The organism is Streptomyces sp. NPDC032721 (assembly GCF_055579625.1).
In genome coordinates this window covers 19500-45680 of record NZ_JBVIMX010000033.1, presented here as the reverse complement: position 1 = coordinate 45680, position 26181 = coordinate 19500, and the positions used below count along the sequence as shown (strand labels likewise).

22 protein-coding genes are annotated in these 26181 nt (G+C 70.2%); 9 read left to right on the top strand and 13 right to left on the bottom strand.

Annotated features, from left to right (window positions below):
• Positions 1-11: 11 nt before the first annotated feature.
• Positions 12-629: a TetR/AcrR family transcriptional regulator gene (locus ACZ5PB_RS40640; protein ID WP_468698496.1), complete on the top strand. Its 618-nt coding sequence runs from the start codon at positions 12-14 to the stop codon at positions 627-629.
• 56 nt (positions 630-685) lie between these two features.
• Here ACZ5PB_RS40640 and ACZ5PB_RS40635 read toward each other — a convergent pair whose 3' ends face one another.
• The gene (locus ACZ5PB_RS40635; RefSeq protein ID WP_468698514.1) at positions 686-1117 is read right to left on the bottom strand and encodes an NADPH-dependent FMN reductase; all 432 of its coding nucleotides are present in this window, start codon (positions 1115-1117) and stop codon (positions 686-688) included.
• Between the two features lie 538 nt (positions 1118-1655).
• Here ACZ5PB_RS40635 and ACZ5PB_RS40630 point away from each other — a divergent pair.
• From ACZ5PB_RS40630 to ACZ5PB_RS40610, 5 genes are all read left to right on the top strand, one after another.
• Complete coding sequence (locus ACZ5PB_RS40630) at positions 1656-5144, top strand: BTAD domain-containing putative transcriptional regulator (protein WP_468698495.1); 3489 nt, start codon at positions 1656-1658, stop codon at positions 5142-5144.
• Positions 5145-5552: 408 nt separating this feature from the next.
• Positions 5553-6428, top strand: coding sequence for an alpha/beta fold hydrolase (locus ACZ5PB_RS40625; protein WP_468698493.1), 876 nt, complete (start codon positions 5553-5555; stop codon positions 6426-6428).
• A 186-nt stretch (positions 6429-6614) separates the two neighbouring features.
• Positions 6615-8138, top strand: coding sequence for a GMC family oxidoreductase (locus ACZ5PB_RS40620; protein ID WP_468698491.1), 1524 nt, complete (start codon positions 6615-6617; stop codon positions 8136-8138).
• A 242-nt stretch (positions 8139-8380) separates the two neighbouring features.
• Positions 8381-9493 carry an NAD(P)-dependent alcohol dehydrogenase gene (locus ACZ5PB_RS40615; protein ID WP_468698489.1) on the top strand — a complete coding sequence of 371 codons (1113 nt, stop codon included), beginning with the start codon at positions 8381-8383 and terminating at the stop codon, positions 9491-9493.
• Positions 9490-10470 (top strand): alpha/beta hydrolase, encoded by a 981-nt coding sequence (locus ACZ5PB_RS40610; RefSeq protein ID WP_468698488.1) that lies wholly within the window; start codon positions 9490-9492, stop codon positions 10468-10470. The genes ACZ5PB_RS40615 and ACZ5PB_RS40610 overlap by 4 nt, the downstream gene beginning before the upstream one ends.
• Before the next feature lie 510 nt (positions 10471-10980).
• Here ACZ5PB_RS40610 and ACZ5PB_RS40605 read toward each other — a convergent pair.
• From ACZ5PB_RS40605 to ACZ5PB_RS40585, 5 genes are all read right to left on the bottom strand, one after another.
• Entirely contained in the window at positions 10981-12093 is a 1113-nt protein-coding gene (locus ACZ5PB_RS40605; RefSeq protein ID WP_468698486.1) for an NAD(P)-binding domain-containing protein, read from the bottom strand.
• Complete coding sequence (locus tag ACZ5PB_RS40600; RefSeq protein WP_468698484.1) at positions 12090-12722, bottom strand: antibiotic biosynthesis monooxygenase; 633 nt, start codon at positions 12720-12722, stop codon at positions 12090-12092. Before ACZ5PB_RS40600 ends, ACZ5PB_RS40605 begins: the two co-directional genes overlap by 4 nt.
• Entirely contained in the window at positions 12715-14136 is a 1422-nt protein-coding gene (locus ACZ5PB_RS40595) for an aldehyde dehydrogenase family protein (RefSeq protein WP_468698482.1), read from the bottom strand. Before ACZ5PB_RS40595 ends, ACZ5PB_RS40600 begins: the two co-directional genes overlap by 8 nt.
• Positions 14137-14207: 71 nt before the next feature.
• Entirely contained in the window at positions 14208-15734 is a 1527-nt protein-coding gene (locus ACZ5PB_RS40590) for a GMC family oxidoreductase (protein WP_468698480.1), read from the bottom strand.
• 154 nt (positions 15735-15888) lie between these two features.
• Complete coding sequence (locus tag ACZ5PB_RS40585) at positions 15889-18621, bottom strand: helix-turn-helix transcriptional regulator (protein ID WP_468698478.1); 2733 nt, start codon at positions 18619-18621, stop codon at positions 15889-15891.
• Between the two features lie 93 nt (positions 18622-18714).
• On the opposite strand from ACZ5PB_RS40585, the gene ACZ5PB_RS40580 reads away from it, so the two are divergent.
• On the top strand, positions 18715-19596 hold the full coding sequence (locus tag ACZ5PB_RS40580; protein WP_468698477.1) for a catalase: 882 nt from the start codon (positions 18715-18717) through the stop codon (positions 19594-19596).
• A 19-nt stretch (positions 19597-19615) separates the two neighbouring features.
• Here ACZ5PB_RS40580 and ACZ5PB_RS40575 read toward each other — a convergent pair whose 3' ends face one another.
• The 4 genes from ACZ5PB_RS40575 to ACZ5PB_RS40560 all read right to left on the bottom strand — a co-directional run bounded on the left by ACZ5PB_RS40575 (position 19616) and on the right by ACZ5PB_RS40560 (position 22109).
• A complete protein-coding gene (locus ACZ5PB_RS40575; protein ID WP_468698475.1) occupies positions 19616-20371 on the bottom strand; it encodes a phosphatase PAP2 family protein in 756 nt (251 codons plus the stop codon).
• A 194-nt stretch (positions 20372-20565) separates the two neighbouring features.
• Positions 20566-21270 carry a peptide deformylase gene (gene def / locus ACZ5PB_RS40570; protein WP_468698473.1) on the bottom strand — a complete coding sequence of 235 codons (705 nt, stop codon included), beginning with the start codon at positions 21268-21270 and terminating at the stop codon, positions 20566-20568.
• A 3-nt stretch (positions 21271-21273) separates the two neighbouring features.
• Positions 21274-21813, bottom strand: a complete 540-nt coding sequence (locus tag ACZ5PB_RS40565; RefSeq protein ID WP_468698472.1) for an alpha/beta hydrolase — start codon at positions 21811-21813, stop codon at positions 21274-21276.
• 23 nt (positions 21814-21836) lie between these two features.
• Positions 21837-22109: an alpha/beta fold hydrolase gene (locus ACZ5PB_RS40560; RefSeq protein WP_468698470.1), complete on the bottom strand. Its 273-nt coding sequence runs from the start codon at positions 22107-22109 to the stop codon at positions 21837-21839.
• A gap of 641 nt (positions 22110-22750) precedes the next feature.
• Here ACZ5PB_RS40560 and ACZ5PB_RS40555 point away from each other — a divergent pair.
• Positions 22751-23044 (top strand): hypothetical protein, encoded by a 294-nt coding sequence (locus ACZ5PB_RS40555; RefSeq protein WP_468698468.1) that lies wholly within the window; start codon positions 22751-22753, stop codon positions 23042-23044.
• Between the two features lie 191 nt (positions 23045-23235).
• Here ACZ5PB_RS40555 and ACZ5PB_RS40550 read toward each other — a convergent pair whose 3' ends face one another.
• The 3 genes from ACZ5PB_RS40550 to ACZ5PB_RS40540 form a co-directional block, all read right to left on the bottom strand.
• Positions 23236-23865 (bottom strand): class I SAM-dependent methyltransferase, encoded by a 630-nt coding sequence (locus ACZ5PB_RS40550; protein WP_468698466.1) that lies wholly within the window; start codon positions 23863-23865, stop codon positions 23236-23238.
• 554 nt (positions 23866-24419) lie between these two features.
• Positions 24420-24638: a hypothetical protein gene (locus ACZ5PB_RS40545; RefSeq protein WP_468698464.1), complete on the bottom strand. Its 219-nt coding sequence runs from the start codon at positions 24636-24638 to the stop codon at positions 24420-24422.
• Positions 24639-24847: 209 nt separating this feature from the next.
• Positions 24848-25237: a VOC family protein gene (locus tag ACZ5PB_RS40540; protein WP_468698462.1), complete on the bottom strand. Its 390-nt coding sequence runs from the start codon at positions 25235-25237 to the stop codon at positions 24848-24850.
• 50 nt (positions 25238-25287) lie between these two features.
• On the opposite strand from ACZ5PB_RS40540, the gene ACZ5PB_RS40535 reads away from it, so the two are divergent.
• Entirely contained in the window at positions 25288-26133 is an 846-nt protein-coding gene (locus ACZ5PB_RS40535; protein WP_468698461.1) for a TetR/AcrR family transcriptional regulator, read from the top strand.
• The last annotated feature ends 48 nt before the right edge of the window (positions 26134-26181 follow it).

The window sequence follows — 26181 nt, the reverse complement described above, 5'->3', positions numbered from 1 at the left end:
GACTGCTTCCCATGGGAAGGCCGAGAACGAACGACGCAGCCGTCAGAGAACGGCTTGTCGCATGCGCGACCGAGATGTTCGCCACCCGCCCCCTGGAGTCGGTCACAGTCCGCGCGCTGGCCGCCGCCGCCGGAACGTCGACGGCGGCGGTGTACACCTTGTTCGAAGGCAAGGACGGGCTGATCCGCGAGGTGCGCGACCAGGCGGTCGCCGGCCTGTTCCAGGACCTGACGGCCGTTCCCGGATCGGAGGACGCCCTGGAGGACCTGTACGCGCTGGCCGTGGCGTATCGCCGTTGGGGGCGCGAACACCGCCACCTGTACGCGGTGTTGTTCGGTGGCGCACAGTCCTTCGTACCGTCGACCTGGGTCGGCGACCGAGACCCGGTGCGACCGCTTGTCACGGCGATCGACCGTGCCGTGGCGGACCGGATCCTCGCGGGCGACACCACACTGATCGCCGTATCGCTGTGGGTCGCCCTGCACGGGCTCGTGACCCTCGAACTGGCCGGCGGCCTCGACGGCACCGCAGCCGAGACCGCGTTCCAGTCAACGATTGCTGCCGTACTGCGCGGCTGGGCAACCCCCGCCGCCCTTCCTGGCCTTCGACGCCCGGACCCGGCACCGTGACGCGGTTGCTCCGCCTGGCCGGCAACCCGGCCAGGGCCAGTAGGTGACGACTGGCTCTACCGGTCCCCAACTACCCCAGTTACACCACTCGTTTGACAATCCCTCCATAACCGGAAAACGGTCACCTCGGGATGGTCAAGGACCTGTGCCTGGATTCGGTGAAGCACCTGACGAAGGACGAGTTGAGCCCGGGTCGTGCCGAACTGGGAGGGCGAAGCACCCAACACCGCGACCTGCTTGCCCCGCAGGGCGGAAGCGCCCACGGGCCGGGAGAGCCAGTCGAGGGCGTTCATCGGGGAACCCGGTATCGACGCGTTGTATTCGGGAGTCGCGATCAGCACGCCGTCGGCGGCTGCCACGAGGTCGCGCAGTTCGGTGATCGCTGGGGGTGCGGAAAGCGCCTCCAGGCCCTCGTTGAAGAGCGGGAGGCTTCCCAGACCTTCGTACAGGTGGATGGCTACACCGTTCGGGCTAGCGCGGGAAGGGATCGCAGCAGCCCGGTGTTATGGGATGCGCGACGCAGACTTCCGGAGAGGGCAAGGAACTTCAGGCTGGGCATGTGCGGTCCTTCTTGGGTGTTCTGCGAGTGCCGTTGACGGTGTGGCGACGGGCACTTGAGGTGCTTTTAACAGCGGTGAGCGCGCTGTCGGGGCTGCTGGTGCCCAGGTGGGGAGGTGGGAGAGTGCGCGGCGTCCGGAGCGTGCTGCGCACTCCCGCGGCAAGACAGGAGGCCGGTCGGACTGGGGCCGCGGACGGCGCCCACGGCGTCCAGCCCTTGCGGGGCAGTGCCGGCTCTGTGGTGCCGGACCTCGGTCGTACGCGAACGGGTCCCACCGGCGGCAATCCATGTATGTGCCCCGTACGACGAGAACATCGTCCCCCAGTCCTGGCAGGAGCGCCTGCTCCCTCTGGCCGCAAGTCTCGACGGCGCGGTCAACGTCCGTGAAAAAGGCGGCAAGCGCGCAGGTCATATGATGTTAAGTGCAAACTTACGGCCCTTGATCGGGTCGGAACGGGGAAAAGCAGATGACGGCTGGCGAGGTGGTCGGCAAGCTGGGTTTCAACCTGCTCAACGGGGTGACGGCCGAGCGCGACGGGGCTGCCGTGCCGCTGGGGCCCCCGCAACGGCGAGCGCTTCTGAGCGTTCTGGCCATGCGTCGGCGTCAGTGGGTCTCCATGCACAGCCTGTTGGACGCCCTGTACGAGGAGGACACCCCGCTCCGCGCGAACAAGGTGATCCAGACGCACGTCTCGGCGCTGCGCAAGGTGCTGGAGCCGCCGCGGCCCGCCGGGACGCCGCCCGCCGTCCTGCTGTACGGACACGGCGGTTACCAGCTACGTGTGTCGGACGAGCAGCTCGACCTGGGCTGCTTCGAACGTCTCGTCGCCGAGGCCGAACGAGCCCGCGCACAGCAGCACTGGCAGGAGGCCGATGATCAGTACGCCCGGGCACTCGACCTGTTCAGCGGTGAACCACTGGCGGGAGTGCCCGGCCCGTACGCAGAACGTCAGCGTGATTCCCTCACCGAACGCCGGCTCGTGGTCCTTGAGGACAGCCTGGAGAACGCGATCGCCGGCGGGCGGGCGGAGCAGGTAGTCGACCGGCTCCGTCTCGCAACCTGCGAGCATCCCCTGCGGGAACGTCTGCACGGGCTGCTGATGCAGGCCCTCTACGCCGGGGGAAGGCAGTCCGAAGCCCTTGACGTCTACCGTCACACCAGGCAAAGACTGTCGGACCAGCTGGGGGTCGAGCCGAGCAAAGAGATGCGGACCCTGCACACCCGCATCCTGGCAGGCGAGGAACTGCACCCTCCGCACTCGCAGCCAACGGTTGTGCCGGTGCCGCCGGCCACCGCAGCTGTGCCCGCCCCCAAGGCCAATGCCTCCGGGCCCTCCGCAACTGCGGTCGTTCCCTCCGCAGCCATACGTGGGTCGGACGACGGGCCTCCGTGCGTGGGCAGGGAGGCCGAGATCACCAGAATCAGCGCGCTCGCCGACCGGGTCTCTTCCGGCAGCGGCGGGCTGGTGGTCGCCTCCGGCAGGGCTGGTTCAGGCAAGTCGCTGTTGCTGTGCGAAACAGTCCGCCGACTCCCCACCGCACGCTGGATGTCCCTGTCCGGTGCAGATGGCGAACCGGCTCTCGTCAGTGGTCTGCGTGGCGCGCTGGGGCTGTCCCCGCAGGACGCCGTCTCCCCTCCGGCGGGCGTCGACGCCCGCCGGCTGTCCGAGTGGGCCCTTCGGACGCTGGACGCAACCCGAGGTCCGGTGCTTCTGTTCGCCGACGACGTGGAGGAGGCCGACCCCGTCTCCCAGGACGCTCTGGCACTCGTGGCCAGGGGACTGTCGCGCCGCCCGGTCCTGCTGGTCCTGGCCGCGTCCGCCGTGCCGCTGGACGACCCGAGCGCCGCCTGGTACGCAGCACTGGAAACCCACGCCCGCCTCGTCGTCACCCTCGGACCGCTCGACGTACCGGCCATTGCCGAACTCGCTCACCGACGGCTTTACACACCACACCCGGAATCCTCCACGACGGCCACGCCTGCACCCAGTTCCACCGCCCTGACCGCCCTCACTCCCCTGGCGAGGACGGTGCGTGAGATCACCGGCGGCCTGCCCGCCCTGGTCGTCACACTGCTCGCCGACCTCGATCCGGTCCGTCACCGCGAGGGCATCACACCGGACTTCGTACCGGACCGGTTCACCCGGGCGCTCTGCCACCTGCTGCACCGGCAAGACCCCGCCGAACTGCTCCTGCTCAAGGCACTGGCCATCCTCACCGCGCACCAACCGGACCTGGAGACATTGGCGGCGGTGTGTGAGCAGGTTCCCAGCGCCACCTACCAGGTCTGCACCGCCATGGTCCGCCACGGCATCCTCGCATCGGCAGAACCACCGCGGCTGCGCCACCCGCTCGTCGGCGCCGCGCTTCTGCGCTCCTGCACACCTGCCGACCAGGACCGGATCAATGTGGCCGCTGCACGGCACGGCCGGCTGACGCAACGACCCGCGCGGGAGACGGCGGCCCTTCTCACCGGCCTGTCCGGGACGCAGTGGGCGGAGTGGGGGGCCACGCTCGTCGAGGCGGCGAACGACTGCCTGCGTGACGGCGCCGGCGCACAGGCCATTCGTTATCTGGAGGCGGCTGCGCGGATCACCGCGCCCAGCGAGCGGGCCGCCGTTCTCCTGCGGCTGGGACAGGCCGAACTGCAGACCAATCCCAACGCGGCTCGCCTCCACCTGCAGGAAGCACTCCAGATCCAGCGCGACCGCGCGGAGACTCCCATGGCCGTGGTGCCACTGGCCTGGGTGATGGTCTCGCAGGGACAGGCGGACGCCGCAGTCAGGCTGATGGACGCTGTGACGGCCGAGGCCGACGCGAAAGACCCGCGTGCTGCCTTGGCGCTGCGCGGGGCCGGATGGCTGATCGCCTGCCTCACTCCAGGCCCCTGGCACGAGCTAGTGCGCAGAATCCGGGCCTCTCCTACACAGCGCGTCGCCCACGACCCGGTGGCGACGGCCTTGCTTGTCTGCGACGACGCGACGAGGCTTCGCATCACCGCGCAGGAGACGCTGGACCGCTTCCCCACCGCCCGCACAGTCGACGGTGCGCAACTGCCCCGGGCGCTCAACAGCCTGCTGGCAACGATGGCGATGTGGTGTGACCGGATATCCCTGGTCGAGGAGCTGTGCGAGCAACCGAGCGATCAGGACTTCGCGGCCGTCGACCTGTACCGGGTGATGCTGCGTACGGAGATGGCGCTGCGGCGCGGTGACCACCGACGGGCGCTGGCCGAGTGCCGTCTGGTCGCCGGCGTACCGCTCGACCAGGTCGTACGCCGTCCCATCGAGCTGGTGGCCATGTATGCCAGGGGCCTCCTCGGGCTCGGCCGGATCGATGAGGCGCAGTGGTGGCTGGACAGCGTCTCGCACTACGCCGACCGGGAGTCGTGGTCCTGGACCGTCGTCCTCTATGTCAGCGGCATGCTCAGCTCCGCCCAGGGGGACCCGGAGCGCGCGGCGGCGTACTTCCTGGAGAGCGGCCGCCGGATCGCCCTCTGGGGGGTGACCAGCCCGGGACATCAGACATGGCAATGTTCGGCAGCCGTGGAACTCGCACGGCTGGGCCGTCACAAGGAGGCGCGCGACCTGGCCGAGGAAGCCCTCGACGTTTCTGTTCGCTGGGGCGCTCCGCGCTTCATCGGTCTGGCCTGGCAGGCATTGGCCGCCGCCTCCCCCGCGCACGAGCGCATCACGCTGCTGCAGAAGGCTGTTGGGTTTCTGGAGCAGTCGGAGTCTGCGATCGACGTGGCCATGGCCGTGACCGATCTGGCGGAGGCGTGGGCCGGGGCGGGCGCACCCGAGCGTGCCCGGCCCCTGTTGCGCCGGGCACGCGAGATGGCGGAGGAGTTGCACGCCGTCCTTCTCCTTCAGCGGATCACTGCCGTGGAGAACCCGGGCACCCTCGACCCCGAGTCCTTGCTTGCTTCCGTGGCCCCCGGGGCCGTCATTTCCTGAGGGGCGCAGGTGGTCGCGACCAGCCGCCTGGAGTGCCCGCCTACGGGTCCCGGCCCGTCATGACCGATCCGGTGACCGATGCGGCACGTGCCGGTTCGGGGCAGAGTCATCACCGCACGGACCGTCCGTCGCCTCTTGTGAACAGAGGTGGCGGGCCGGCCATGAATCACACGTTCGCGGACACCGGCCGTCTTCAGCGCCTTGCGCCGCATCGTGAGCATGCTCGTCCGACCGGCTGCCGTCGGTGACTTCGACGGACCGACACCCGCTTGTCGCGCGGATCTGGCCACCGTTCGGACGGCCAACAGGCCGTGCCCGCCGGAACTTTGTGCGGCCCACTCCTTGACCACCGGTCACCGGGCTTTGCCCCGGGAGCCGGTGCGCCCTCACACTCACCTGGAATCACGCATGAACACGTCACGTCACTCCCGTTCCAGCTCTTCCCGCACCCGCTACGCCCTCGGGGCCACTGCCGCTGCCACCGTGGTGGCAGCGGGCCTACTCGCCACCACCGCGTCGGCGGTACCGGAGCAGAGCCAGGCCCAGGAGAACGTCACCACGGCTCACCGGGCCAAGCCGACCGTCGTCCTGGTGCACGGCGCATTCGCCGATGCCTCGGGATGGGGTGCCACCGTGGACCGGCTGCGCCGGGACGGCTATCCCGTGCAGGCCGTCGCCAACCCGCTGCGCGGGCTCGACTATGACACCTCGTACCTCTCCGGCATCCTCAAGAACATCACGGGCCCCAAGATCCTGGTCGGGCACTCGTACGGCGGAGCAGTCATCGGCAACGCTGCGGCTTCCGTGCCCGGCGTCAAGGCACTCGTGTACATCGCGGCGTGGGTGCCGGACAAGGGCGAGTCGCTTGGCGGCCTCATCGAGAAGCACACGGATCCCGCCGTCAAACCACTGCCGTTGAAGAACATCGTCTACACCCGGCCGGACGCGTCCGCAGGTACCGACGTGTTCATCGACCCGACCCGTTTCCGCGCCTCCTTCGCCGCGGACGTCCCGGCATCCGAGGCGGCACTCATGGCCGCCTCGCAGCGCCCCATCAGCGTCGAGGCGTTCGGCCAGCCGGCCAGGGAAGCCGCCTGGAAGACCCTGCCCTCCTGGGCGCTGGTCGCCCAGCAGGACCAGGCCATCGGCACCCGCCTGGAGCGGTTCATGGCCCGCCGCGCAGGCGCCCACATCACCGAGGTCGCCGGCTCCCACGCCGTCATGGTGAGCCGGCCCGACGCCGTGACCCGCATCATCCAGCAGGCCGACCGCGCCACCCGCTGACCCACTGCCCCGTCCCGACGCGCCCGCTACGCCGGCCATAAGGCCCCCTCCGGAGTGACGGATCCGGTGGCCGATGCGGCCGCTCAAGGGCCCGAGCAGAGTGATGAACGCGCAGGGCGTCACCTCCCACAGGTGGCAGGTGACGCCCTGCGCACAGCACTTCAGCAACACAGACAAGGAAAAGCAATGACCAGCAGGGACTTCGACAACATCGTGGTGGGCGCCGGGTCGTCCGGAGCAGTCGTCGCACGACGACTCGTCGACGCGGGCCGCAAGGTCCTCCTCATCGAAGCCGGGCCGGTGGACGACACCGAGGCGATCCACGACCCGACGGGATCGGTCCAGTTGTGGAACAGCGCGTGGGACTGGGCCTACCAGACCGAGCCGCAGACCCACGCGGACGGACGCCGACTGCCCTGGCCGCGCGGCAAGACCCTGGGCGGCTCCAGCGCGTTCAACGGCATGATCTACGTACGGGGTGCGGCAGCCGACTTCGACTCCTGGGCCTACCAGGGCGCGGCCGGCTGGCCCTGGCAGGACGTGGAACCGTACTTCCGCCGCATGGAGGACTTCGACGGCGGCCCCGCAGGCGGGCGCGGCACCGGCGGGCCCCTGCATGTGCAGCGCAATCCCGGACCCGACGCCCTGGTGAGGTCCTGGGTGGAGGCGGCCCAACAGTACGGCCTGCCCTACAACGACGACTACAACAGCGGCGACCAGCACGGGGTGAGCTACACCCAGCACACCATCAAGGGCCGGCGCCGCCAGTCGACCTGGGTCGCATACGGGCGCGCCGTACAGGACAACCCGCTGCTGACCGTGGTCACCGACGCACTGGTCACCCGCATCGTCCTCGACGGCGACCGCGCCACGGGAATCGCCTACACCGTCGACGGACAGGAGCACACCGCCCACGCCGAGCACGAAGTGGTGCTCTCCGGTGGCGTGTTCGGTACTCCGCAGCTCCTGATGCTGTCCGGCATCGGCCCGGCCAACCACCTGCGGTCCCTCGGGCTTCGGGTCCGTGCCGACCTGCCGGGCGTCGGACAGAACCTCCAGGACCACTGGTCGGCACCGCTGATCTGGAAGTCGAAGCAACCACTGCCCGCCTGGGCGGCACAGGGCCTCGAAGCCCACTACTTCGCCTCGTCCCGCCCGGGTCTCACAGTCCCCGACCTCCAGCCGCTGTTCCTGTCGTTCCCCTATCCGGTGCCGGGCGCAAACCTTCCCGAACACGGCTTCTCGGCGGTCGGCCAGCTGCTGCACCCGCACAGCCGCGGTGAGCTGCGACTGCGGTCCGCCGATCCGGCCGCACCGCCGGTCCTCGACCCGCGGGTGTTCTCCGACCCGCGCGACGTCGAAACCCTCGTCGACAACCTGGAGATGCTCCGCGACATCGCGGAGCAAGATGCGCTCAAGGAATGGAACGACGGTGAGATGCTGCCCGGACCGGGCACAGCGACCCGGGCGCAGCTGCGCGACCACGTGCGCGCCACCGTCGTCTCCGGGCACCACCAGATCGGCACTGCCCGGATGGGCCTGGACGCGATGTCCGTCGTCGATCCGGAACTGCGGGTGCACGGGATCGAGAACCTGCGGGTCGCCGACGCGTCCGTCATGCCGCACGAGACAACCGGCAACACCAACGCCCCGAGCATCATGATCGGCGAAAAGGCCGCAGACCTGCTTCTGGGCCGCACCGCCCGGTAGTCGCCGGCCGACAGCGTGACCGGCACGTCCAGGTACGTCGGCCGCAGGCCTGCCCTTCGCCGATCACCGCGCCTCGTACCTCTTTCGTGGCTCCTATCTCCCGGCCACCCGCAGGACGCACGTCCGGAGGGCGGCGCAGCAGCGATCCGACACGGTCGGCGCCGGCCTCCGAGGTGCACTGCCCATTGCGCCTGGCCCACCTCCCGCCAGGCCCCACCCCTTGCAGAAAGCGAACGATCGCCATGCCCACCTCTGTTACCGCCGCCGTTTCTCGGGGCGCCGGTCAGGAGTTCCTGATCGAGGAACTGCTGCTCGAAGACCCGCGCCCGGACGAAGTCCTGGTCCGCTACACGGCCGCCGGGCTGTGCCACACCGATCTGGAAGCCGCAGCCGGCCGCCTCCCCACCCCGCACCCGGTGGTCCTGGGCCACGAAGGCGCCGGCACCGTCGAGGCCGTCGGTACGGCGGTGACCGGCTTCGCGCCCGGCGACAGTGTCGTGCTCAGCCTCGACTCCTGCGGCACCTGCCGCAACTGCCTGTCCGGGCAGCCCGCCTACTGCGACCACCACATCCCGCTCAACTTCCACTCCCGGCGCGCGGACGGCTCGGTGGGTTTGCGGGACGCTTCGGGCCGCGCCGTGCACGACCACTTCTTCGGACAGTCGTCCTTCGCCTCGCACGGTCTCACCCATCCCCGTGGCCTGGTCAAGGTCCCCGACGGCCTGCCGTTGAGCATGCTCGCCCCGCTGGGCTGCGGCCTGATCACCGGCGCAGGCGCGGTCCTCAACTCACTCCGGGTGCAGGCCGGTTCCACGGTCGCCGTCTTCGGCCTCGGAGCTGTGGGCCTCGCGGCACTGATGGCTGCCGTCGTTTCCGGCGCGACCCGCATCATCGCCGTCGACCGGAATCCCGAACGGCTCTTTCTGGCAACGGAGCTGGGCGCCACCGATGTCATCGACGCCACCACCGCCGACGCCGCGGAAGCCATCATGGATCTGACCGGCGGGCGCGGCGTGGACCACAGCGTGGAGTCGACCGGTGCCATTCCCGTGATGAACAGTGCCGTCGCGGTCCTCGCCCCCCTCGGCTCCGCGGCCGTCCTCGGAGTCGCGGCTCTGGACGCCACACTCCAGGCCAATGCCTTCGAGCTCCTCAAGGGACGTACCGTCACCGGGTCCGTCATGGGCCACCAGGCGCCCGGGGTCCTCATCCCTCGGCTCCTGGACCTCCACCAGCAGGGCCGCTTCCCCCTGGAACACCTCGTCACCACGTACCCGTTGACGGACATCGACCGGGCAAGGGCCGACGTCGCAACGGGCGCCACCGTCAAAGCCGTCCTCACGCACCACGCATGACCACCGCACCCGGACGCCACGGGCGACGCCCCCACGAACCGGCCGGACCTGCGGACTGGTCCTCCTCCACTCGCCACGCCCTGGCCCTGTACGCCGCTCACGGCGGCAGCGACGTCGTTCCCGCGAGCGTCGAAGCGGCCCGCACGAACCCGGGCGTCGCGGCCTTGGCCGGGGCCGCGCCCGAAACCGGAACCATCACCGAACACGTCCTGGACACCCCGGGGCGCCCGCGGCCCGCCCGTGTCTACCGTCCTTCCGGTGCCGGAGAGTCCGGTCCGCCGTTGCCGGGGATCGTGTACTTCCACGGCGGCGGATTCGTGGTGGGCGGGCTCGACAGCCATCACGGCTGGGTGGCGGCCCTGGCCGAGGCGACCGACCGTATCGTCGTCGCCGTCGACTACCGGCTGGCCCCCGAGCACCCCTTTCCCGCAGCCGCCGAGGACGCACGCGCCGCCACCCTCCACCTCGCCGCCCACGCCGGGGACTTCGGGATCGACCCCGGTCATCTGGCTGTGGCGGGCGACAGCGCCGGGGCCAACCTCGCCGCGGGAATCGCCCAGCACGCGGCCCGCACGAACCTCCGCCTGGATCACCAGATCCTCGTGGTGCCCTGGTTGACCCCTGTCGCTCCCGAGCCCAGCCGCACCGAGCTCGCCACCGGTTACCTCCTCACCGACGCCTTGCTCTCCTGGTTCCTGGAGCACTATGCGACACCCGCCCAGTACGGCGACCCGCTCCTGAATCCCGGGCTCGCCGCCGACCTGACCGGCCTCGCACCGGCAACGGTCGTGACCGCGGAGCTGGATCCGCTCCGGGACGAAGGGACGGCGTACGCCGCACGGCTGCGGGCAGCCGGCGTGGACACGCACCACCATCGGTTGGAAGGCGCCATGCACCTCTTCAACCTGGCCGGGGCGGTCGGCGGCGAAGTGATCGGGGCGGCGGCGGACGTCATCGCTCGCCGCCTGCGCCTGTGACGGCACTTCCTCGGTGACACGAGGGCCCGCGGCCCTGCCCTACGACCGCTGTACGCATGATCAACTGAATTGCCTGTGAGGCCCTCCCCGACTTCGGCGAGGGCCTCACCCTTTTGGGGCACTCCCCGGCAGAACGCGAGGTATCAAGCCTCCGGAGGCAGTCGTCTTCTCCCTCCTGCGGTACGCGAACGCGGGCCGGCCCGCGAGCTTCCGGAGCGAGGCCCTCGGCGCGCACGCCGAGCTGACCCGCAGGTTCCGCAGTCGGCCCTGCTCGTGCCAGAGCCTGGCGGCCGTACGACCGCCCCGTGGTCCGCACCCGCGGAGGAAGCTGGCGCCGAGCTGGCGCGGGTCGGCTCACCCCGTATGAGGGAGCCGCCCACCCCTGCACGCCAGCGAGCTTGGTCGCTCCCTCGCATCGGCGCCGCATCGGTGTGGGGACGGGAGAACAAAACGGGGCCGCTCCCTCGCCAATGGAGGGAGCGGCCCGGTCTGTGCGCCGATGCGGCGGGGTCAGGAGGAAACGAACAGTTCGTCCTGCCGGTCCAGGTACGGCTGGAACAGGGCGGCGGGCCAGTTGGGGTCGATGTCCGAGATGCGCTCGATCACCTTCCACACGCCGCCACGCCGCTCGAAGCGGTCCTGGTAGGTACCGGTGGACACCACTCCCTCGCTGCTCTCCTTCCAGTTGACACGCCAGCGCCACGTCACGGCGGCCGTGTCGCCACCCCCGTCGATCTCGAACCAGCCGACGTCGTGGAACCACTTGTCGAGCGGGAATACGCTGTGCGCGTAGTCGTAGAGGTTCTTCAGTCCTTCGGGGCCGGTGAAGGTCTGGGTCCGCAGGTCGTGGACGGTGAAGGTGGCTTCCGGCCAGTACAGGTCCACGTAACTGTCGACCGACGCGCGGCTCGCGTCGTTGTCGATGCGGCGCTGGTGGAGGGTGAGCTGCTCGAAGATTTCGAACCTGTCCGCAGCGGAGAGCGGCGGCAGTGCGGCGAACGCCTCCGTTCGGGACACCGCCTTGCCCAGGGCGCCGAACTCGTGGAGGTCTCCGAAGACCTCGATACGGATCGACTGTTCGAGGCCACCGACACGGACGGGGTCGAAGCCTGCCGCGGTGATCAGCCGGGCGACCGTCACGCTTGCCGCCGCGTCGTCTGCGGCGTAGAAACCGACCGCGGGTTCGGGAGAGCGGCGGGAGGCGGAGGCAAGAGTCTCTGCGGAGAGCGTGCCGAAAGCCTTGACGAGCGTGGCGCCCGCCGGGAGGAGGCCGGCCAGAAGCTGGCCGGACGACTCCTCGGCACCAATCGTCTTGACGAAGCCGCCGTTGCCGTCCGGGGAGATCGGGTTGGAGGGGTCGACGAGGATCTTGCCCGCCAGCCTGTCGCCGTACTGGGCGAGAAGTTCCTTCGCCGCATCCAGCCAGACAGACAGGACGATCACATCCGCCTGCTGGATGGCCTGGTCGACCGTGACCGCGGTCGCCCTCTCGCCCAGCGAGTCGGCGAGATGCCGCGCGCCCGCGAGGTCGCGGTTGGCCAGGAGCACCTGTTCGCCGCCCGCGACCAGGTTGGCCGCGAGCCGACCGCCGATCTTTCCGGTTCCGATGATTGCCGTGGTCATGTGATTCTCTTTCCGATGCGAGGTGAGGGGGCGCCGGGGCTGAGCCACCGGCGCAGGATTCGGGTGACGGCGGGCATCGCCACGTACGTCATCAGCACGCTGAACAGCGCGACGAACACGGCCGTGCGGGCGACTTCGGGCAGCGCCGTCAGGTGAGGTGTGAGGAACACGCTGCCGAGCAGCGAGATCGGGAAGATCCCGAGGGCGGAGGCGACCGCCGTCTTCCAGCGGGGCGGTACGACGGCCGGTCTGCCCGGGTTGCTGAACCACCCCTCCAGGCCGTCCAGTTCGGTCCGTGCGACCTCGGCGTGGCGGTGTCCCTCGTACGCGGTGAAACAGGCGGCGCGCTGCGGGGACTCGGTCCATTTCTGGAGTGCCTCGTGGTCGCGGAAGCGGTGTACGAAGATCCAGGGAGCGCAGTCCTCGGCCGGGTGGAAGAGGCCGCCGCCCAGGTTGCCGGGTGAGGTGGAGGCCGCAGCCAGAACTCCCCGCGCCCACTCCTGAAAAGCTTGCTCGTGGCCTGGTTCGACCGTACGCGCGGCCACCAGTGTCACGTCTGCGCGGCCCGCAAGGACCGTCCCGCCGAATCCGCCGAATCCGCCGGATCCGGGTGCGGAGCGGTCAGGCACGCGGGGCGGCGTGGACGTAGTGCTTGGTCTCCTGGAACTCCTCCAGCCCACGCATGCCGTTGAGCCGGCCCATGCCGGACTGTTTGAAGCCGCCCTCCTCGAACATGTCGTGGACGATGGCCCAGGTGTTGGTCCACACCGTGCCCGCCTGGATCTCGCGTCCGACGCGCAGCGGGCGGTCGACGTCACGGGTCCACAGGGACGCGGCCAGGCCGAACTCGGTGGCGTTGGCGCGTACGACGGCCTCGGCCTCGGTGTCGAAGACCTCGAAGGTGGCGACGGGGCCGAAGACTTCCTGCTGCACGATCGGCGCTGCAAGGTCCTCGACCTCGATCAGCGACGGGTGCAGGAACGCGCCATCGCGCCTGCCTCGTACGAGGAGTTTCGCGTAGGAGGCGGCGTCGGCGACGACGTCCTCGACGCGTCGGGCGTTGCGCTCGTCGATCAGCGGGCCCATCTCGCTGGTGGGATCGTCGCCGGGGCCGACCTTGACGGAGGCCAGCGAGGCGCTCATCCGGCGGCGGAACTCGTCGGCGATGCCGCTCTGGACCAGGATGCGGCTGCCGGTCATGCAGAACTGGCCGGTGAAGGTGGTGATGGCCTTCGTGAGGACCGGTACGGCGAGGTCGAGGTCCGCGTCGTCGAAGACGATCATGGGGCTCTTGCCGCCGAGTTCCAGGGAGAGTGCCTTGAGGGTGGGGGCGGCGTTCGCCGCGATGAGGCGGCCGACCGCGGTGGAGCCGGTGTAGCTGATGACGTCGACCTCGGGGGAGGTGATGAGCAGGGGCGCGCCGTCGTTGCCCGACTCGGTGAAGACGTTCATCACTCCGGCCGGGAGGCTCTCGGTCTGCGCGATCACCTCGCTGAGCAGGCCGTTGACCAGTCCGGTCTGACCGGGGAGCTTCATGACTACGGTGCATCCGGCGGCCAGGGCGGGGGCGAAGGAGCGTACCGCGAGCACAACCGGAGAGTTCCACGGCGCGATGACGGCGGCGACGCCGGCGCCCTCACGGAGCGTCATGGAGTAGAGGCCCGGTCGGACCTCCCCCGAACTGCCGTGGTCGCTCAGGGCGAGTGCGGCGTAGTAGCGCAGCTTGGGCACGGTGAGGTCGATCTCGAAGGCGGCCTCGCTGAGGATCTTGCCGTTCTCCCGGGCGAGCAGGGTGACGAATTCCTCGCGCCGCGCCTCTAGGCGGTCGGCCATCTCGAACAGGGCCCTGGCGCGCAGGTTGCGGTCGCGCGCCCAGTCGGTGGTGTCGAAGGCCCGGCGGGCGGCGGCGATGGCGGCGGCGGCCTCCGTGGCTCCGGCGTCGGCGAAGGTGCCGAGAACGTTGCCTGTGGACGGGTTCAGCGACTGGGTCTTCCTGGCGGAGTCGGTCCACCGGCCGTCGATGAAGTTGCGGGCGTGCTGCATTACGGATCTTCCTTCACTGGAACTGGGCGAAACGGGTTGAACTGGGTTGCACCAGCCGCGGGCTGAGCGGGTCAGATCTGGCGGGCGATGTGCTCGGCCGCCGCGATGACGGTCAGGTTGGTGGCGGCCGACGGGACGTCCGGGAAGATCGAGGCGTCGACCACACGCAGCCCGGGCACCCCGCGCACTGCGCCGAGCCGGTCGGTGACAGCCGTCGGGTCGTCGTCCGGTCCCATCGGGGCTGTCGACGTGGGGTGGTGGTAGGTGTCCAGGGTCGCGAGCATCGAGGCTTCCAGTTCGGCGTCGCTTGTCGCCTGCGGTCCCGGGTTGAGCTCCCGTTCGACGAGAGCGGCCAGCGGCTGGGTGGCGCCGAGGCGGCGGGCGAGCTTGATGCCCTCGGTCAGCCGTCGGCGGTCGCCGGGCTCGGCGAGGAAGTTGAGGTCGATGCGCGGGGGGTCCTGCGGGTCCCGGCTGGCAAGGGTCAGGGTGCCCTGCGATGCGGGGTCCACCAGTGCGACCGCGATGACGAAGCCGACACCGGTGGGGCTGGTGCTGTGGTCGAAGAGGTGGGTGGCGGTGAGGTGGAGGTCCAGTTCACCCTCTGCGGCCTCGGAGCTGGCGGTCCACACCTTGGCGCCGATCACCGGGGTCTGGTCGCCGATGCGGGCGGGGTGGGCGGCGTACGCGTTGTAGTAGAAGGGGTGGTCCTGGAGGCGCAGGCCGACGGGCAGGTCCGCGACGAGGGGGATGCCGAGGGTGCCGAGGTCCTCGGCAGGGCCGATGCCGGAGCGCAGCAGGATCGCTGCGCTGCCGTAGGTGCCCGCGCTGAGGATCACCTCCCCGGCGGGCACACGGGTGCCGTCTGCGAGGATCACACCGGTGGCTCGCCCGTCGTCGAAGGTCACACGGTCGACGAGGACGTCGGCGTGCAGGGTCAGGTTGGGCCGGGCCCGGACCTCCTTGGTCAGGTAGGCCATGCCGGTGTTGACCCGGACGCCCTCGCGGACGTTCATCGGGTAGGGGCCCACGCCCTCGGGGTCGGTGCCGTTGAAGTCGTCCACCGGGCGGATTCCGTCGGCCAGGGCCGCGTCCACGAAGGCGCGTTCCATGGGGCTGAGGTCCTCGCGGGTGAGCTGGCGGACGGGGAGCGGGCCGGTGCGGCCGTGCAGGTCGTCGTGGCCGGCGTCGGTGCTCTCCAGCGCCTTGTACGAAGTCAGGAGATCTTCGTACGACCAGCCCTTGAGGCCGCGCCGTGACCAGCGGGCGAAGTCGGAGGGCAGTGCTCGCACGGCGACGGAGCCGTTGACCGCCGAGCTGCCGCCCAGGACCTTGCCCCGGTAGGCGGCGACGGGATGGCCGATGTGGCCCGGCTCTGAGAGGTAGCCCCAGTCGTGGCCGGTGGAGCCGCCGAGCAGGCGGCTGTCCGCAACCTCGTCGGGATAGGCATCCGGTGCGTATGCGGGGCCCGCTTCCAGGAGGAGGACCTGGCGGTCGGGGTCCTCACTGAGGCGGGCGGCGAGCACGGCTCCTGCCGAACCGCCTCCTACCACGAGGGTGTGCGGGGGCCGGGTGCCGTGCTGCTGCGGGTGGTTGTCCATGGGAAACACGCTAGGAATATCCGGCCGGTGCGGAATCGGTCACCGTATCGGTCACCGCCGGAAGCCCGGGCCCGGTCAAGGGCCACTGCCGGCCCTCCGGAGCCGGTGGGCGGCCACCGGACGTCTCCCGCACCCGGCCGGACCGGCGTACGGGTCAGCTCAGCAGCCGCAGCCCGTTGTCGAAGTCCACCCGGGCCAGCTCCGCGCGCGCCACAATGCCCAGCTTCGGGAAGACGTTGGACAGGTGGTGGCCCACGGTCCGTGGGCTGATCAAAAGGTGTGCGGCGATCTCCCGGTTGGTGAGGCCGTCGGCGGCGAGCTTGGCGACGCGCAGTTCCTGCGGGGTCAGCACGGGCTCCCGGCCGTCGCGGTCCGGTGTTGTGCAGCGTAGCCGCTGCCCCGTCAACTCCTGCTCACGCAGGCTGCGTTCAAACAGGGGAACGGCGCCCAGCCGGTGGAATACCTCCGCCGCCTCGGCCAGTTGCACCCGAGCGTCGGTACGCCGGCGGGCCCTCCGTAGCCACTCGCCGTAGAGCAGGCGGGTTCGCGCGTGGGCGAAAGGGTGGTCCGCCCCGCCCGGAACCGACAGGGCCCGCAGGAACAGTTCCTCCGCGGCCCCGCCCGCCAGGAGTGCCTCCCCCCGGTAGGCCGCCGCCGCGGCCCAGGGCGCCCCGGTACGCTGCGCCCAGTCCTGGAGGCGCCGCAGACTGTCCGTGCCGTGTTCCGGTCGGCCGGCGCCGACGGCGGCCTCGATCGTGTCGGCGGCGGCGAGGAGCCCGAACGTGGTGTGTGCCGCCCGGTGCCCCGGTTCGGCCAGCCGCAGCAGGGTCGCCAGTGCCTCCTGGGCGCGTCCTGCGAACAGGGCGACCATGCCCCGGTTCCAATAGGCGGCGGCCGTCAGTGCGTGCACTCCGCGCGGTACCGACAACTCCAGCGTCTTGGCGGAGAGTTCGGCAACCGTAGGCTCGTCGCCGCGCATAGCGGCCAGCCAGGCGAGGGTGTTGCGGCACTGGGAGGCCGCGTGGTCGGCGCCGATCTCCTCGGCCGTCCGCAGCGTGTCCGCGGCGTTGGCCTCGGCCTCGGCCCACCGCCCCCGCACGATGTCGATCGTCGACGTCTGGGGGACGGTCAGCACCAGGGGGCTGGTCTCCCCGGCCCGGCGCAGTACCTCCAACTCGCCCGCGTACAAGCGGGCCAGGGGTTGTTCGACACCCCACGCCACCGCCAGCGGGGCGGGCGGGATCAGCTGCCAGGACACCCGGGCGAGCCGCGCGAGGGCCTCGTCGGCACGATTCGGTTTGCCGATGTCCTCGCCTTGGCCCCACCACGCCCTGATCAGGGGGAGGATTCGGGCGTCGGCGAGCTCCGTGTCGTAGGCCAGTTCGTCCAGCCGGTGCAGTGCCTCGGCCTGGCGGTCGGCAAAGCCGCCGGACCAGCCTGCCCGTACCGCCAGGCACGCCAACTGCACTGCCTTCTGCGGGTCCTGGACCAGGTGAGTGGCGTTCAGCAGGAGCCGGTGCGCCTGTTCCTGGTCGCCGTGCGCGAACTCGATGATCCCGCGCAGCCCCTCGCTCTCCCGGACCACCGTTTCGGTGTCAGAGAGCCGGTCGGCGAGGTCGAGCAGGGCACGGGCCGCACCGACCTGCCCGTCCCCCCAAGTGGCCAGCGCCCCCAGCGCGTACCGCCGGGCCGCGTCCGCCGGTACGGGCGACAGCTCGGCCGCGCGGCACAGTGCCCGTGCCGCCGACGCGTAACCGCCCCGGGTCCAGCCGTTGCGCGCGCAGCGCTCCAGGAGCGCGGCCACTTCCTCGTCGGCGGTGTCGGCCGCCGCGGCCAGGTGCCAGGCCCGCAAGTCGGTGCCGTCCGCACCCTGGAGGACCTGCGCCAGCGCGCGGTGGACAGGCTGCCGCCGCGTGAATGGCGCCTCCTCGTAGACGACGGCGGCCAGCAGCGGCGTACGGAACCGTACGTGCCCGTCAAAGACGTGCAGGAGGCCGGAACGCAGGGCCTCGTCCCAGGCGGCCGGGCCGGCCCCGAGCAGGGCCGCGGCTTCGCGCACCGTGCGGTGGTTGCCCCTGTCCTCGGCCGCCGCGACCAGCAGCACCGTCTGCGTACAGGCCGACAGCAGTGCAGTACGGGCGCCGAAGGCGCGCCGCAGTCGGGGCCCGACGGGTACGGGTTCCATCGCGTCGCGCGGCTCTCCGATTCCCTCCGCCGCGAACGGCAACTCGCGGAGTGCCAGGGGGTTTCCGGCCGCCAGCCGCACCGTGCGGTGCACGTCCTGCTCGCTCGCCCCGGGCCTTTCGTGGCGTATGAGTTCGCCGGCTTCGGCGTCGGACAGAGCGGTGACCTCCAGGCCGGTCAGCAGCTCCCAGCGTCCGTCGGCCGCCGGATCGCCGTGCCCCGCGAGGACCAGGGCGACGGGCTCGGTGCGCAGTCGGCGTACGACGAAAGCCAGGCACTCGGCGGTCGGCTCGTCGAGGAGCTCCGCGTCGTCCACGGTGATCAACACGGGTTTCTCTCCGGCGAGTTCGGACAGCAGCGTGAGGGTGGCCACCCCGATGAGGAACCGGTCCGCGACCGCACCGCTGTGCCCGAGGGCCGCGTGCAGCGCGGCGGCCTGCGGCGCGGGCAGGGCGTCGATCCGGTCGGCGGCGGGCCAGAGCAGCTCGTGCAGCGCGGCGAAGGCCAGTCCGGACTCCATACGGGTGCCTCGGCAGCTTAGTACGGTGAAGTCGGCCGCGACGGCGACCGTGTGCTCCAGCAATGCGGTCTTGCCGATGCCGGGGCCTCCCCAGAGCATCAGCGCCGCGCCCGCACCCTTGCGCGCTCCGTGCAGGACGCCCTCCAGCTCCGTCTTTTCCTTGCCACGACCAAAGAGGATCATTTCTCGCCATCCGTACAACATCGTTGTGTGCTGGGACGCGACCGGTACGGTGACCGATGCGCCGGACAAAGCCCTGTTCCTACGGTTCTCGCCATGAGCGACGAAACGCAGGACACAGGTACTCCCTTCGTAAACCAATTGGCCGCCGCCACCGGTGCGGCCCCCGGACAGCGGCTGCTGCACGCCCGCGGCACCTGGGCACGGGGCGAATTCGCCCCGTACTCCCGGGCCTGTGAATTCAGTACGGCGCCGGTCTTCGCTTCGCCCCGTACACCGGTGACGGCCCGCTTCTCCACCACGTTGGGCGGCTCCGGCGGACACGACGGCGATCCCGGCGACCAGGGCCTGGCGGTACGCATCGGGGATCTGGACCTCGTCGCCTTCACGCTGCCGGTGTTCTTCGTCCGGACCGGGCCGGACTTGGTCGCCTTCCTCCGGGCCGGCCGGTCCGACGACCCGCAGGCCATGCCCGCGTTCCTCCGTGACCACCCCGAGGCCGCTGCCGCACTGGGCTTCGCCGCGCAGGCCAAGCCCGTACCGAGCTTCACGGGGGTGACGTACCACGCGGTGCACGCCTTCGGTCTGGTGGACACCACGGGCACCACACGGTGGGTACGTCTGAGTCTGCGGCCCGAGCGGCCGCTGCCGTTCCTGGACCCGGCCGAGACACGAGCCCTGCCGTCCGATTACCTCACCGGGGACCTCGCCGAACGGCTGCCCGTCGCATTTGAGCTGACGGCGCAGCTACCGGGCCCCGAGGACGAGGTGCACGGCCTGCACGATCCGACCCGGCTGTGGACGGGCACGGAACGGATTGCGCTGGGCGTCCTCACCCTCACCGCGCCGCACGTCCCGTCCGAGGAACCTTCGTTCGACCCGTTGCGGCTGCCCCAGGGGATGGCGGCGCCGCAGGACCAGTTGTCGAAGGACCGCAGCGCGGCCTACACCGCGGCGCGCGAGCTGCGCGGCGCTTAGGTCCTGCCCTGCGGCACTTTCACCGTGGCCTCGCAGGAGCGAGGGGCCGGCGGGAGGCGGTCAGCTGGAGGATCACCGCGCAGCCGAAGGCCGCCGCGGCGAACACCAGCGGGCGCGCCGGCCCGTCGTCGCGCGCGCTCGCCAGTACGGCCCCGACGGCAGCGACGGCCGGCAGGAACGGAGCGCACGCCCGAGTGGCTGTGGGCTCGGGGGAAACCTGCAGGAAGCGCACGGCTAGGCCGTAGCAGGCACAGGCGACAAGGGTGGCGCCGAGGACGTCACTGGGCCGGTGCCAGTAGAGCGACTGCACTCCGCCGGCGATGACCGCCGTCCACAGCGCTCCGGCAGTGATGACGTAGGGGCGCAGGCGGGGGGCGGCGACGAGGGACCAGCCCAGGGTCAGCCCTGCGCCGATGGCGACGTGTCCGCTGGGGAAGCTCGGTGCGATCAACGGTTGCGGCGCGTCGACCAGGTCGGGGCGGACGAGGACGTACCTGCTGAGGAGTTCAGTGACACCGAGGGTGCACGCCACCGTTGCGAGGGCCGCGCAGCCTTCCCTCACGCGTCGGCGCAGCCCTGCCACCAGGATGATCAAGGTCGCGCCCACCACGAGTGTGGCCTCGGCGTGCGTGAAGGGTGGTGGGCCCCAGGTCTGGGACGGCACGGCAATCCACGCGCCGTCGGCGTATCCGCGCACCAGCGCGTTCTCCGCCCCCTGGCCGAGGGATGTCCATACGGCAAGGCCGTGGAGGATTACGCAGGTGAGCAGGAGCACGGTGGGAGAGGTGGCACGTGGCCAGTGGCTACGTGCTTGCCGCGGAGTGAGTGGCCCGGGGGTGAGGCCTTCCGTGCCTGCGTACGTTCTTGGGGGTTGGATGGGATCTTGCGGCATGGTGGTGCGGTTTCCGTTTCGTCCGGCGTTGCCGGGTGGGGGCGTGGCTGGTGGTCGGCGGGCAGGCACGCACGGCGTCACGTCAAAGACTGGTGCGGCGGGTGCGCACGGCCGTCCGGACTTCCGGCACGCGCGCCCGGGGATGCGAGAAAGCGAGCCCGCTCGGCTCGCTCGGCGAGCACCGCAGTGCGCTTTCCGTCCCTCTGTGCCAGGGCCCTGTGCCGTTCCTCGGGCGTGAGCCGGTCGACGTACAGAGTTCCGTCGGTGTGATCGGTCTCGTGCTGGAGGCAGCAGGCGAAGAAGCCGGTGCCCGACACCGTGATGGGGCTGCCCTGCCAGTCCTGGCCGCACACGATGACCTCGGCGGGCCGGGTCAGCTCGTGGCCCGCACCGGGAACCGAGAGGCACCCTTCCGCACGGTTGATCCGCTCCTGGCCCTCAATGACGCGGAGTTCTGGATTGAGGACGTGGCCGATATGGCGCTCGCCCCGCTCGCCGGGACAGTCGTAGACGAACAACCGCAGGTCGACACCCACCTGATTGGCGGCCAGACCGACGCCGGGTGCCACATGCATCGTGAAGAACATGTCCCGCAGCAGCTGCGCCAACTCCGGCGTGCCGAACTCCGTAACGTCCGCGCAGCGCCGGTGGAGTACCGGGTCGCCGATCTCCGTAATCCCGCGGTAGACCCCGCCTGCCGCCTCCACAGGAAGAGAACGTTCGGCGGCGCGCTTGGAGGGGCCGACGGCACGGTCGGAACGAAGAGGTGTTGTCCGGGACATGACTCATGCCTTTCGTGAGGGTGCGAAGGATGTGGGAAATCCGTGTGATGGTGGGCCGAGTGATGCGTCGTCCCGCCCCCGGCATCCTCGGGTGGCCAGGTCCGCCTGCCCGACGATGTCGCTCACCGCGTCCGGATTGCTGACCATGACGGCGTGCGACGCGGCCACCTCGGTGATCCGGGTACCGGCCCTCTCGGCCATGAAGCGCTCCAGGGGCGCCCCGATGGCCTGGTCCTCGGTGGCGACAAGGGCCCAGGAGGGCACGTCACGCCACGCTGCCCGTTGCGTGGGCACCGCGAACGCATCGACGGACACGGACCGCTGGAGAACAGCCATCGCCGCGGCCTCCTCCACTGACACGTCCGCGGCGAAGGACACACGGAACCGTGCCGGGTCGAGGAAGACGTCGGTCCCGGTGGTTCCGTCGGGCCGGGTATACGTGAAGGTCTGCTGCGGCAGCGGCGGAATCGAAGGATCCGGGTGCTGCTGCATCAACGCGCCCAGGGTCTCCCCCTCCTGCGGGATGAACGCGGCGATGTACACCAGGGCCCGGACGTCGGGGGCATCTACGAGGCGCTGGTGATGACGGCACCACCGTAGGAGTGGCCCACCACGATCTTCGGCCCTTCGACGGACCGGAGCAGGCCGTGCAGGTAGGCCGTGTCGTAGGTGAGGCCGCGCAGCGGGTTGGCGGGAGCCAGCACGGAGTATCCGGCACCACGCAGTCGCGTGACGGTGGCGTGCCAGCTCGATGCGTCGGCGAAAGCGCCGTGGACGAGCACGACAGTCGGCCTGGCACCCGACTGCGCCTCGGTGCGGGAATGGTAAGAGGGCATCATGGACAACTCCGCAGAGATCAGGGATCGGAAGATCGAGAGTCAAGAACTTGGACGTGCCGAGACGCGCGCTTGGCGACCCGCACATCACAAACCGTGAACAGCGCCCACCGGCCTCGTCACCGAACGACGAGCACGAACGGCGGACCCGGCCGGCGTTGCGGTAATAGCCACCTTGGTCGGCTCGTTCAACGAACGTGCAACGGGCGGTATACGTGGACTCCCGGGCCCGGCCGCTGCCCCTCCGGACCCCAAGGCATCCATGTCACCTTGCAAGTCCGAACTTGAGTCCGCTGCGGCTCAGGGCATGAGGAGCCAGGCTCGACAAGGAGCCGAGATCTGCCGGGCGACCGAGGCTGATGAATACGTGAGGGCAGACAAAAATCTGCTCAGCACATACGGATATCGCTGCGTGACCAGATTCCGCGAGGCTGGGGGGGTACCGGCGAGCGCCGATCATCCGAACCCCATGCCGGGACGGGCCACGCCTGTCCGTACATCCTCTGGTCGCGGCGGCACGCTGTGTCCCCCGCGGCACAGAGGAAGCGCCCGTCGGGCATCTGCTTGTGGAACTGGCATGCACTCTGACGTCCCATCAACGACGCGTATACGTTCGCGGTCCGCCTCGCGGCACACCAGGAGGGGTGCCCCTCGCCCTGGGTGTCGCGGCGGCTCTGTCCCTGCTGTCCGGCACCGCCCCGGTGTCGGCCGACGCGCCAGCCGCGTCGACTGTCCCGCTCTATGGGCTCTTCAAGGCCCAGGGGGTCGACTACATCTACACGACCAGCGTGGACGAGCACGACCAGTTCAAGAAGCAGGGCTACGTCAGCTTGGGTGTGATCGCGCACGTCTATCCCAAGGACACCACGAACAAGAAGGCCGTTCCGCTCGGACCCCTGCCGCCGCAGCGCTCCTTGGGACAGGTGCACGTGAGGTAGCTCCCGCCCCTCGACGTCGTGGCACCGTGGTGGAAGTGGAACTCGAAGGGGAACTGACCGAGCAGGCGCACGCCCTGAACGGGCGGGCCCAGCAGGCCATCACCCGGACGTCGGCACAGAACGCGGCGGCGCGGACGAGCTTCTTCCACCCGGATGATCTACACCACCCCGACCCAGGCCACGGGCACGCTCTACGGGCGGCGGGCCAGAAAGTGGATGTCGAGGAAGCCACGCTCGGACGCTGGGTCGTGGAGCAACCGAGCCACCGTGACAAGGCCGGCACCGGCCAGCAACTCGGCAAACTGCTCCGCCGGCCAGCTATAAGCGGGCGCCACCTTGTGGTCGAAGCGGACCGGTTCCGGCCCCTCCGTCCCGAAGAAGGACACCAGGAGCAGACCCCCTGGTGCCAGGACACGCACCTGCTCAGCGAGCAGTGCGGGCAATTCTCCAGGTGGGGTATGGATCATCGAGTAGTGGGCCAGCACCCCGCCGAGCGCGCCGTCCTCGACCGGCAAGGCCTCCATGCGCGCTTCGTCGAACCGCAGCGCCGGCTCGGCCCGCCGAGCGTGGTCGACCATGGCCGGGGAGAGATCGAGCCCGAAGGCGTCCAGCCCCAAGTCGTGCAGCATGGCTGTCAGATGACCGGGTCCGCACCCGACGTCGGCTACCCGCAGGTTCCCCGAAGCGCGCACCAGTTCGGCGAAGGTGCCGATCATGTTCCGCGCGAACGGCTGCGTCTCCAACCGACTAGTGAACATCGACGCATAGAGCTCGACGACCCCGTCGTAGGCCGCCCTGGTCTCATCCTGGTGTTTTAACACAGGCAGGAAACTAACACCCGCGCCGTTCACAGCCGTTCTCCGGCCCTTCCTCTCGGGCCTGATCGTCCCGTCGCCAGATCACGGGACGCCCCGGTAGTTCGGAGAAGGCCCGCTGTGCACCAGCTGCAACACCTACGAAGACAAGAGCACCGCCCACTCCTTCCTGCGGAACAAGGAGGGAGCCGGGCTGCACCTGCTGGAGTGCCGCGGCTGCCGGGAGCGGCGCACCCTGCCCGCCCGGTACCACGCCGGACTCGCCCGGATGCATCTGGAAGCATCTGAGCGCCACGTCATCGGTTCTCGCCGATGCAGGCGTGAACCGTGGGTCGAGGATGTCGAGCTCAGCCACGGCGCGTACCGGTTCGCCCTGTCCTGCTCCTGGCACCAGGAACAGTGGTCAACCACCGTCACCGTGAGGGAAGCTGCGGTGCTGGTGCGGGAGTTCGTCGACCAAGCGCTCACGGCCGCGGGGCCGGCTGCCGCAGTGCCGGCCCCGCGCACGGCATCGGACACGCCGTCGCCTGCGTGAGAGCCTGCGCCCTGCCGTACTGCGGTCAGGGTGTGGTCGAGAACCTCCCCGTGTACAGGTACTGATGGGCGTAGACGCGGTTGTCGACCAGGTAGGCGGGGGCGATTACGAACTGTGCGGGCGTCCTGTCCGGGCAGGACGGCCAGGCTTGTTGCCAGGCTGGGTCGGGCAGTTCCCCGGCGGTGAAGCGAAAGTCCCAGCGGAAGGGCAGCCCGGTGACGCCCAGCGGGCCGGCTCGCCGCACGCGGGGGCCCCAGCCGGAACCAGGGACGGCCTTGCGTCACCGGCTCGGCAGGCAGCGGGTCGCGCGGACGGAGCCCGGTCGTTCACGAACTCCGTCCGCACCGGCCCTCTCACTGTGTGCCCAGGGCCGCCTGGGGCCGGCGACGGTGCGGTCGCTTCGCGCGTACGAGGCGACCGCACCGCCGGCCCGGACGGCGCCGGCGGTTTGTCTCAGTGACTGGTGGGTGCGTTCCAGTCAACCAGTTGGACGATGACGCCGTTGGGGTCCCGGACCTGGAAGGCGCGCTCGCCCCACTCCTCGTCGGTCAACGGCATGGTGATCGCGACGCCTTCGGAGCGAAGGCGGGCCAGCTCGCCTTCGAGGTCCTCGACAACGAAGGCGAGGATGAGGCCTGTGGCGTGCTCGTCACGCTGATCGGCCGGGAGGCTGCCCAGCCCCCGTCGCAGAAAGATGACGTTCATGCCGATGTCGTCGCGTGTCAGGGACGCGAAGCCGTCGGCCGCCATCTCCTCGCTGAACCCGAAGTGGTCAATAAGGAAGGTGCTGGATGCACGGACATCGTTGACGTTGAGCGACACAGCACTAGAGGTGACCTTCATGAAGAATCCTCCGGGAGACCGCAGCGAGCAAGTTCTCTGTACGCAGTACAATGTACACCGTACAGAGTAAGAATGCGAGAGGACAACCCGTGCCAACGGAACGAACCAGCTCGGGCGACCCGGCCCACACCCTGCAACTGCTGTGGCGTGACTCCTCCTCCGACCGCCGCCGAGGGCCGCGACGGGGGCTGAGCATCGACGCGGTGGTCGAGACCGCCACCGCCGTCGCAGACGCCGAAGGCCTGGAAGCGCTGACCATGCGCCGGATGGCCAAGGAACTCGGCGTCGTACCGATGACCCTGTACACCTACGTCCCCGGCAAAGCCGAGCTCCTCGACCTCATGCTCGACGCCGCCTACGCCCGCATGCCCCGCACCGACACCACCGGACAGCCCTGGCGCCAACGCGTCACCGCCATCGCCGAGGAGAACAAGGCCCTCTTCGACCGCCACCCATGGGCCGCAGCCGTCTCCACCGTCAGGCCTCCGCTGGGGCCGGGACAGATGTCGAAGTACGAGCACGAACTGTCCGGACTCGACGGCCTCGGTCTCAGCGACGTCGAGATGGACAACTGCCTGACCTACCTGCTCACCTTCGTGCAGGCATGCGCCCGCGCCGACGCCGACGCCCGCGCCGCACAGCACGACAGCGCCCTGAACGACCAGCAGTGGTGGGAGCTGAACGCCCCCCTCCTCACCCGGGTCCTCGACGAGAACGCCTACCCCACCGCCGTCCGCGTCGGAGCAGCCGCCGGCGCCGCGCACAACAGCGCCTACGACCCCGCCCACGCCTACTCCTTCGGCCTGCAACGCGTCCTCGACGCCTTCGCCGCCCTGATCGACCGACACGAGACAACGACTTCACCCGACACCGGCGCCCCCGAACCGTCCCCGTGAGCCTCTGGCGCCCGGGGGCCAGGACGGCCCGCACAAGGGCATAGGGCG

What these genes read in the sequence shown, in the direction of transcription:
- ACZ5PB_RS40640 (WP_468698496.1), top strand. Translation starts at nt 12, where the DNA reads ATGGGAAGGCCGAGAACGAACGACGCAGCCGTCAGAGAACGGCTTGTC.
- ACZ5PB_RS40630 (WP_468698495.1), top strand. Translation starts at nt 1,656, where the DNA reads ATGACGGCTGGCGAGGTGGTCGGCAAGCTGGGTTTCAACCTGCTCAAC.
- ACZ5PB_RS40625 (WP_468698493.1), top strand. Translation starts at nt 5,553, where the DNA reads ATGAACACGTCACGTCACTCCCGTTCCAGCTCTTCCCGCACCCGCTAC.
- ACZ5PB_RS40620 (WP_468698491.1), top strand. Translation starts at nt 6,615, where the DNA reads ATGACCAGCAGGGACTTCGACAACATCGTGGTGGGCGCCGGGTCGTCC.
- ACZ5PB_RS40615 (WP_468698489.1), top strand. Translation starts at nt 8,381, where the DNA reads ATGCCCACCTCTGTTACCGCCGCCGTTTCTCGGGGCGCCGGTCAGGAG.
- ACZ5PB_RS40610 (WP_468698488.1), top strand. Translation starts at nt 9,490, where the DNA reads ATGACCACCGCACCCGGACGCCACGGGCGACGCCCCCACGAACCGGCC.
- ACZ5PB_RS40605 (WP_468698486.1), bottom strand. Translation starts at nt 12,093, where the DNA reads ATGACCACGGCAATCATCGGAACCGGAAAGATCGGCGGTCGGCTCGCG.
- ACZ5PB_RS40595 (WP_468698482.1), bottom strand. Translation starts at nt 14,136, where the DNA reads ATGCAGCACGCCCGCAACTTCATCGACGGCCGGTGGACCGACTCCGCC.
- ACZ5PB_RS40590 (WP_468698480.1), bottom strand. Translation starts at nt 15,734, where the DNA reads ATGGACAACCACCCGCAGCAGCACGGCACCCGGCCCCCGCACACCCTC.
- ACZ5PB_RS40585 (WP_468698478.1), bottom strand. Translation starts at nt 18,621, where the DNA reads ATGATCCTCTTTGGTCGTGGCAAGGAAAAGACGGAGCTGGAGGGCGTC.
- ACZ5PB_RS40580 (WP_468698477.1), top strand. Translation starts at nt 18,715, where the DNA reads ATGAGCGACGAAACGCAGGACACAGGTACTCCCTTCGTAAACCAATTG.
- def (WP_468698473.1), bottom strand. Translation starts at nt 21,270, where the DNA reads ATGTCCCGGACAACACCTCTTCGTTCCGACCGTGCCGTCGGCCCCTCC.
- ACZ5PB_RS40560 (WP_468698470.1), bottom strand. Translation starts at nt 22,109, where the DNA reads ATGATGCCCTCTTACCATTCCCGCACCGAGGCGCAGTCGGGTGCCAGG.
- ACZ5PB_RS40540 (WP_468698462.1), bottom strand. Translation starts at nt 25,237, where the DNA reads ATGAAGGTCACCTCTAGTGCTGTGTCGCTCAACGTCAACGATGTCCGT.
- ACZ5PB_RS40535 (WP_468698461.1), top strand. Translation starts at nt 25,288, where the DNA reads ATGTACACCGTACAGAGTAAGAATGCGAGAGGACAACCCGTGCCAACG.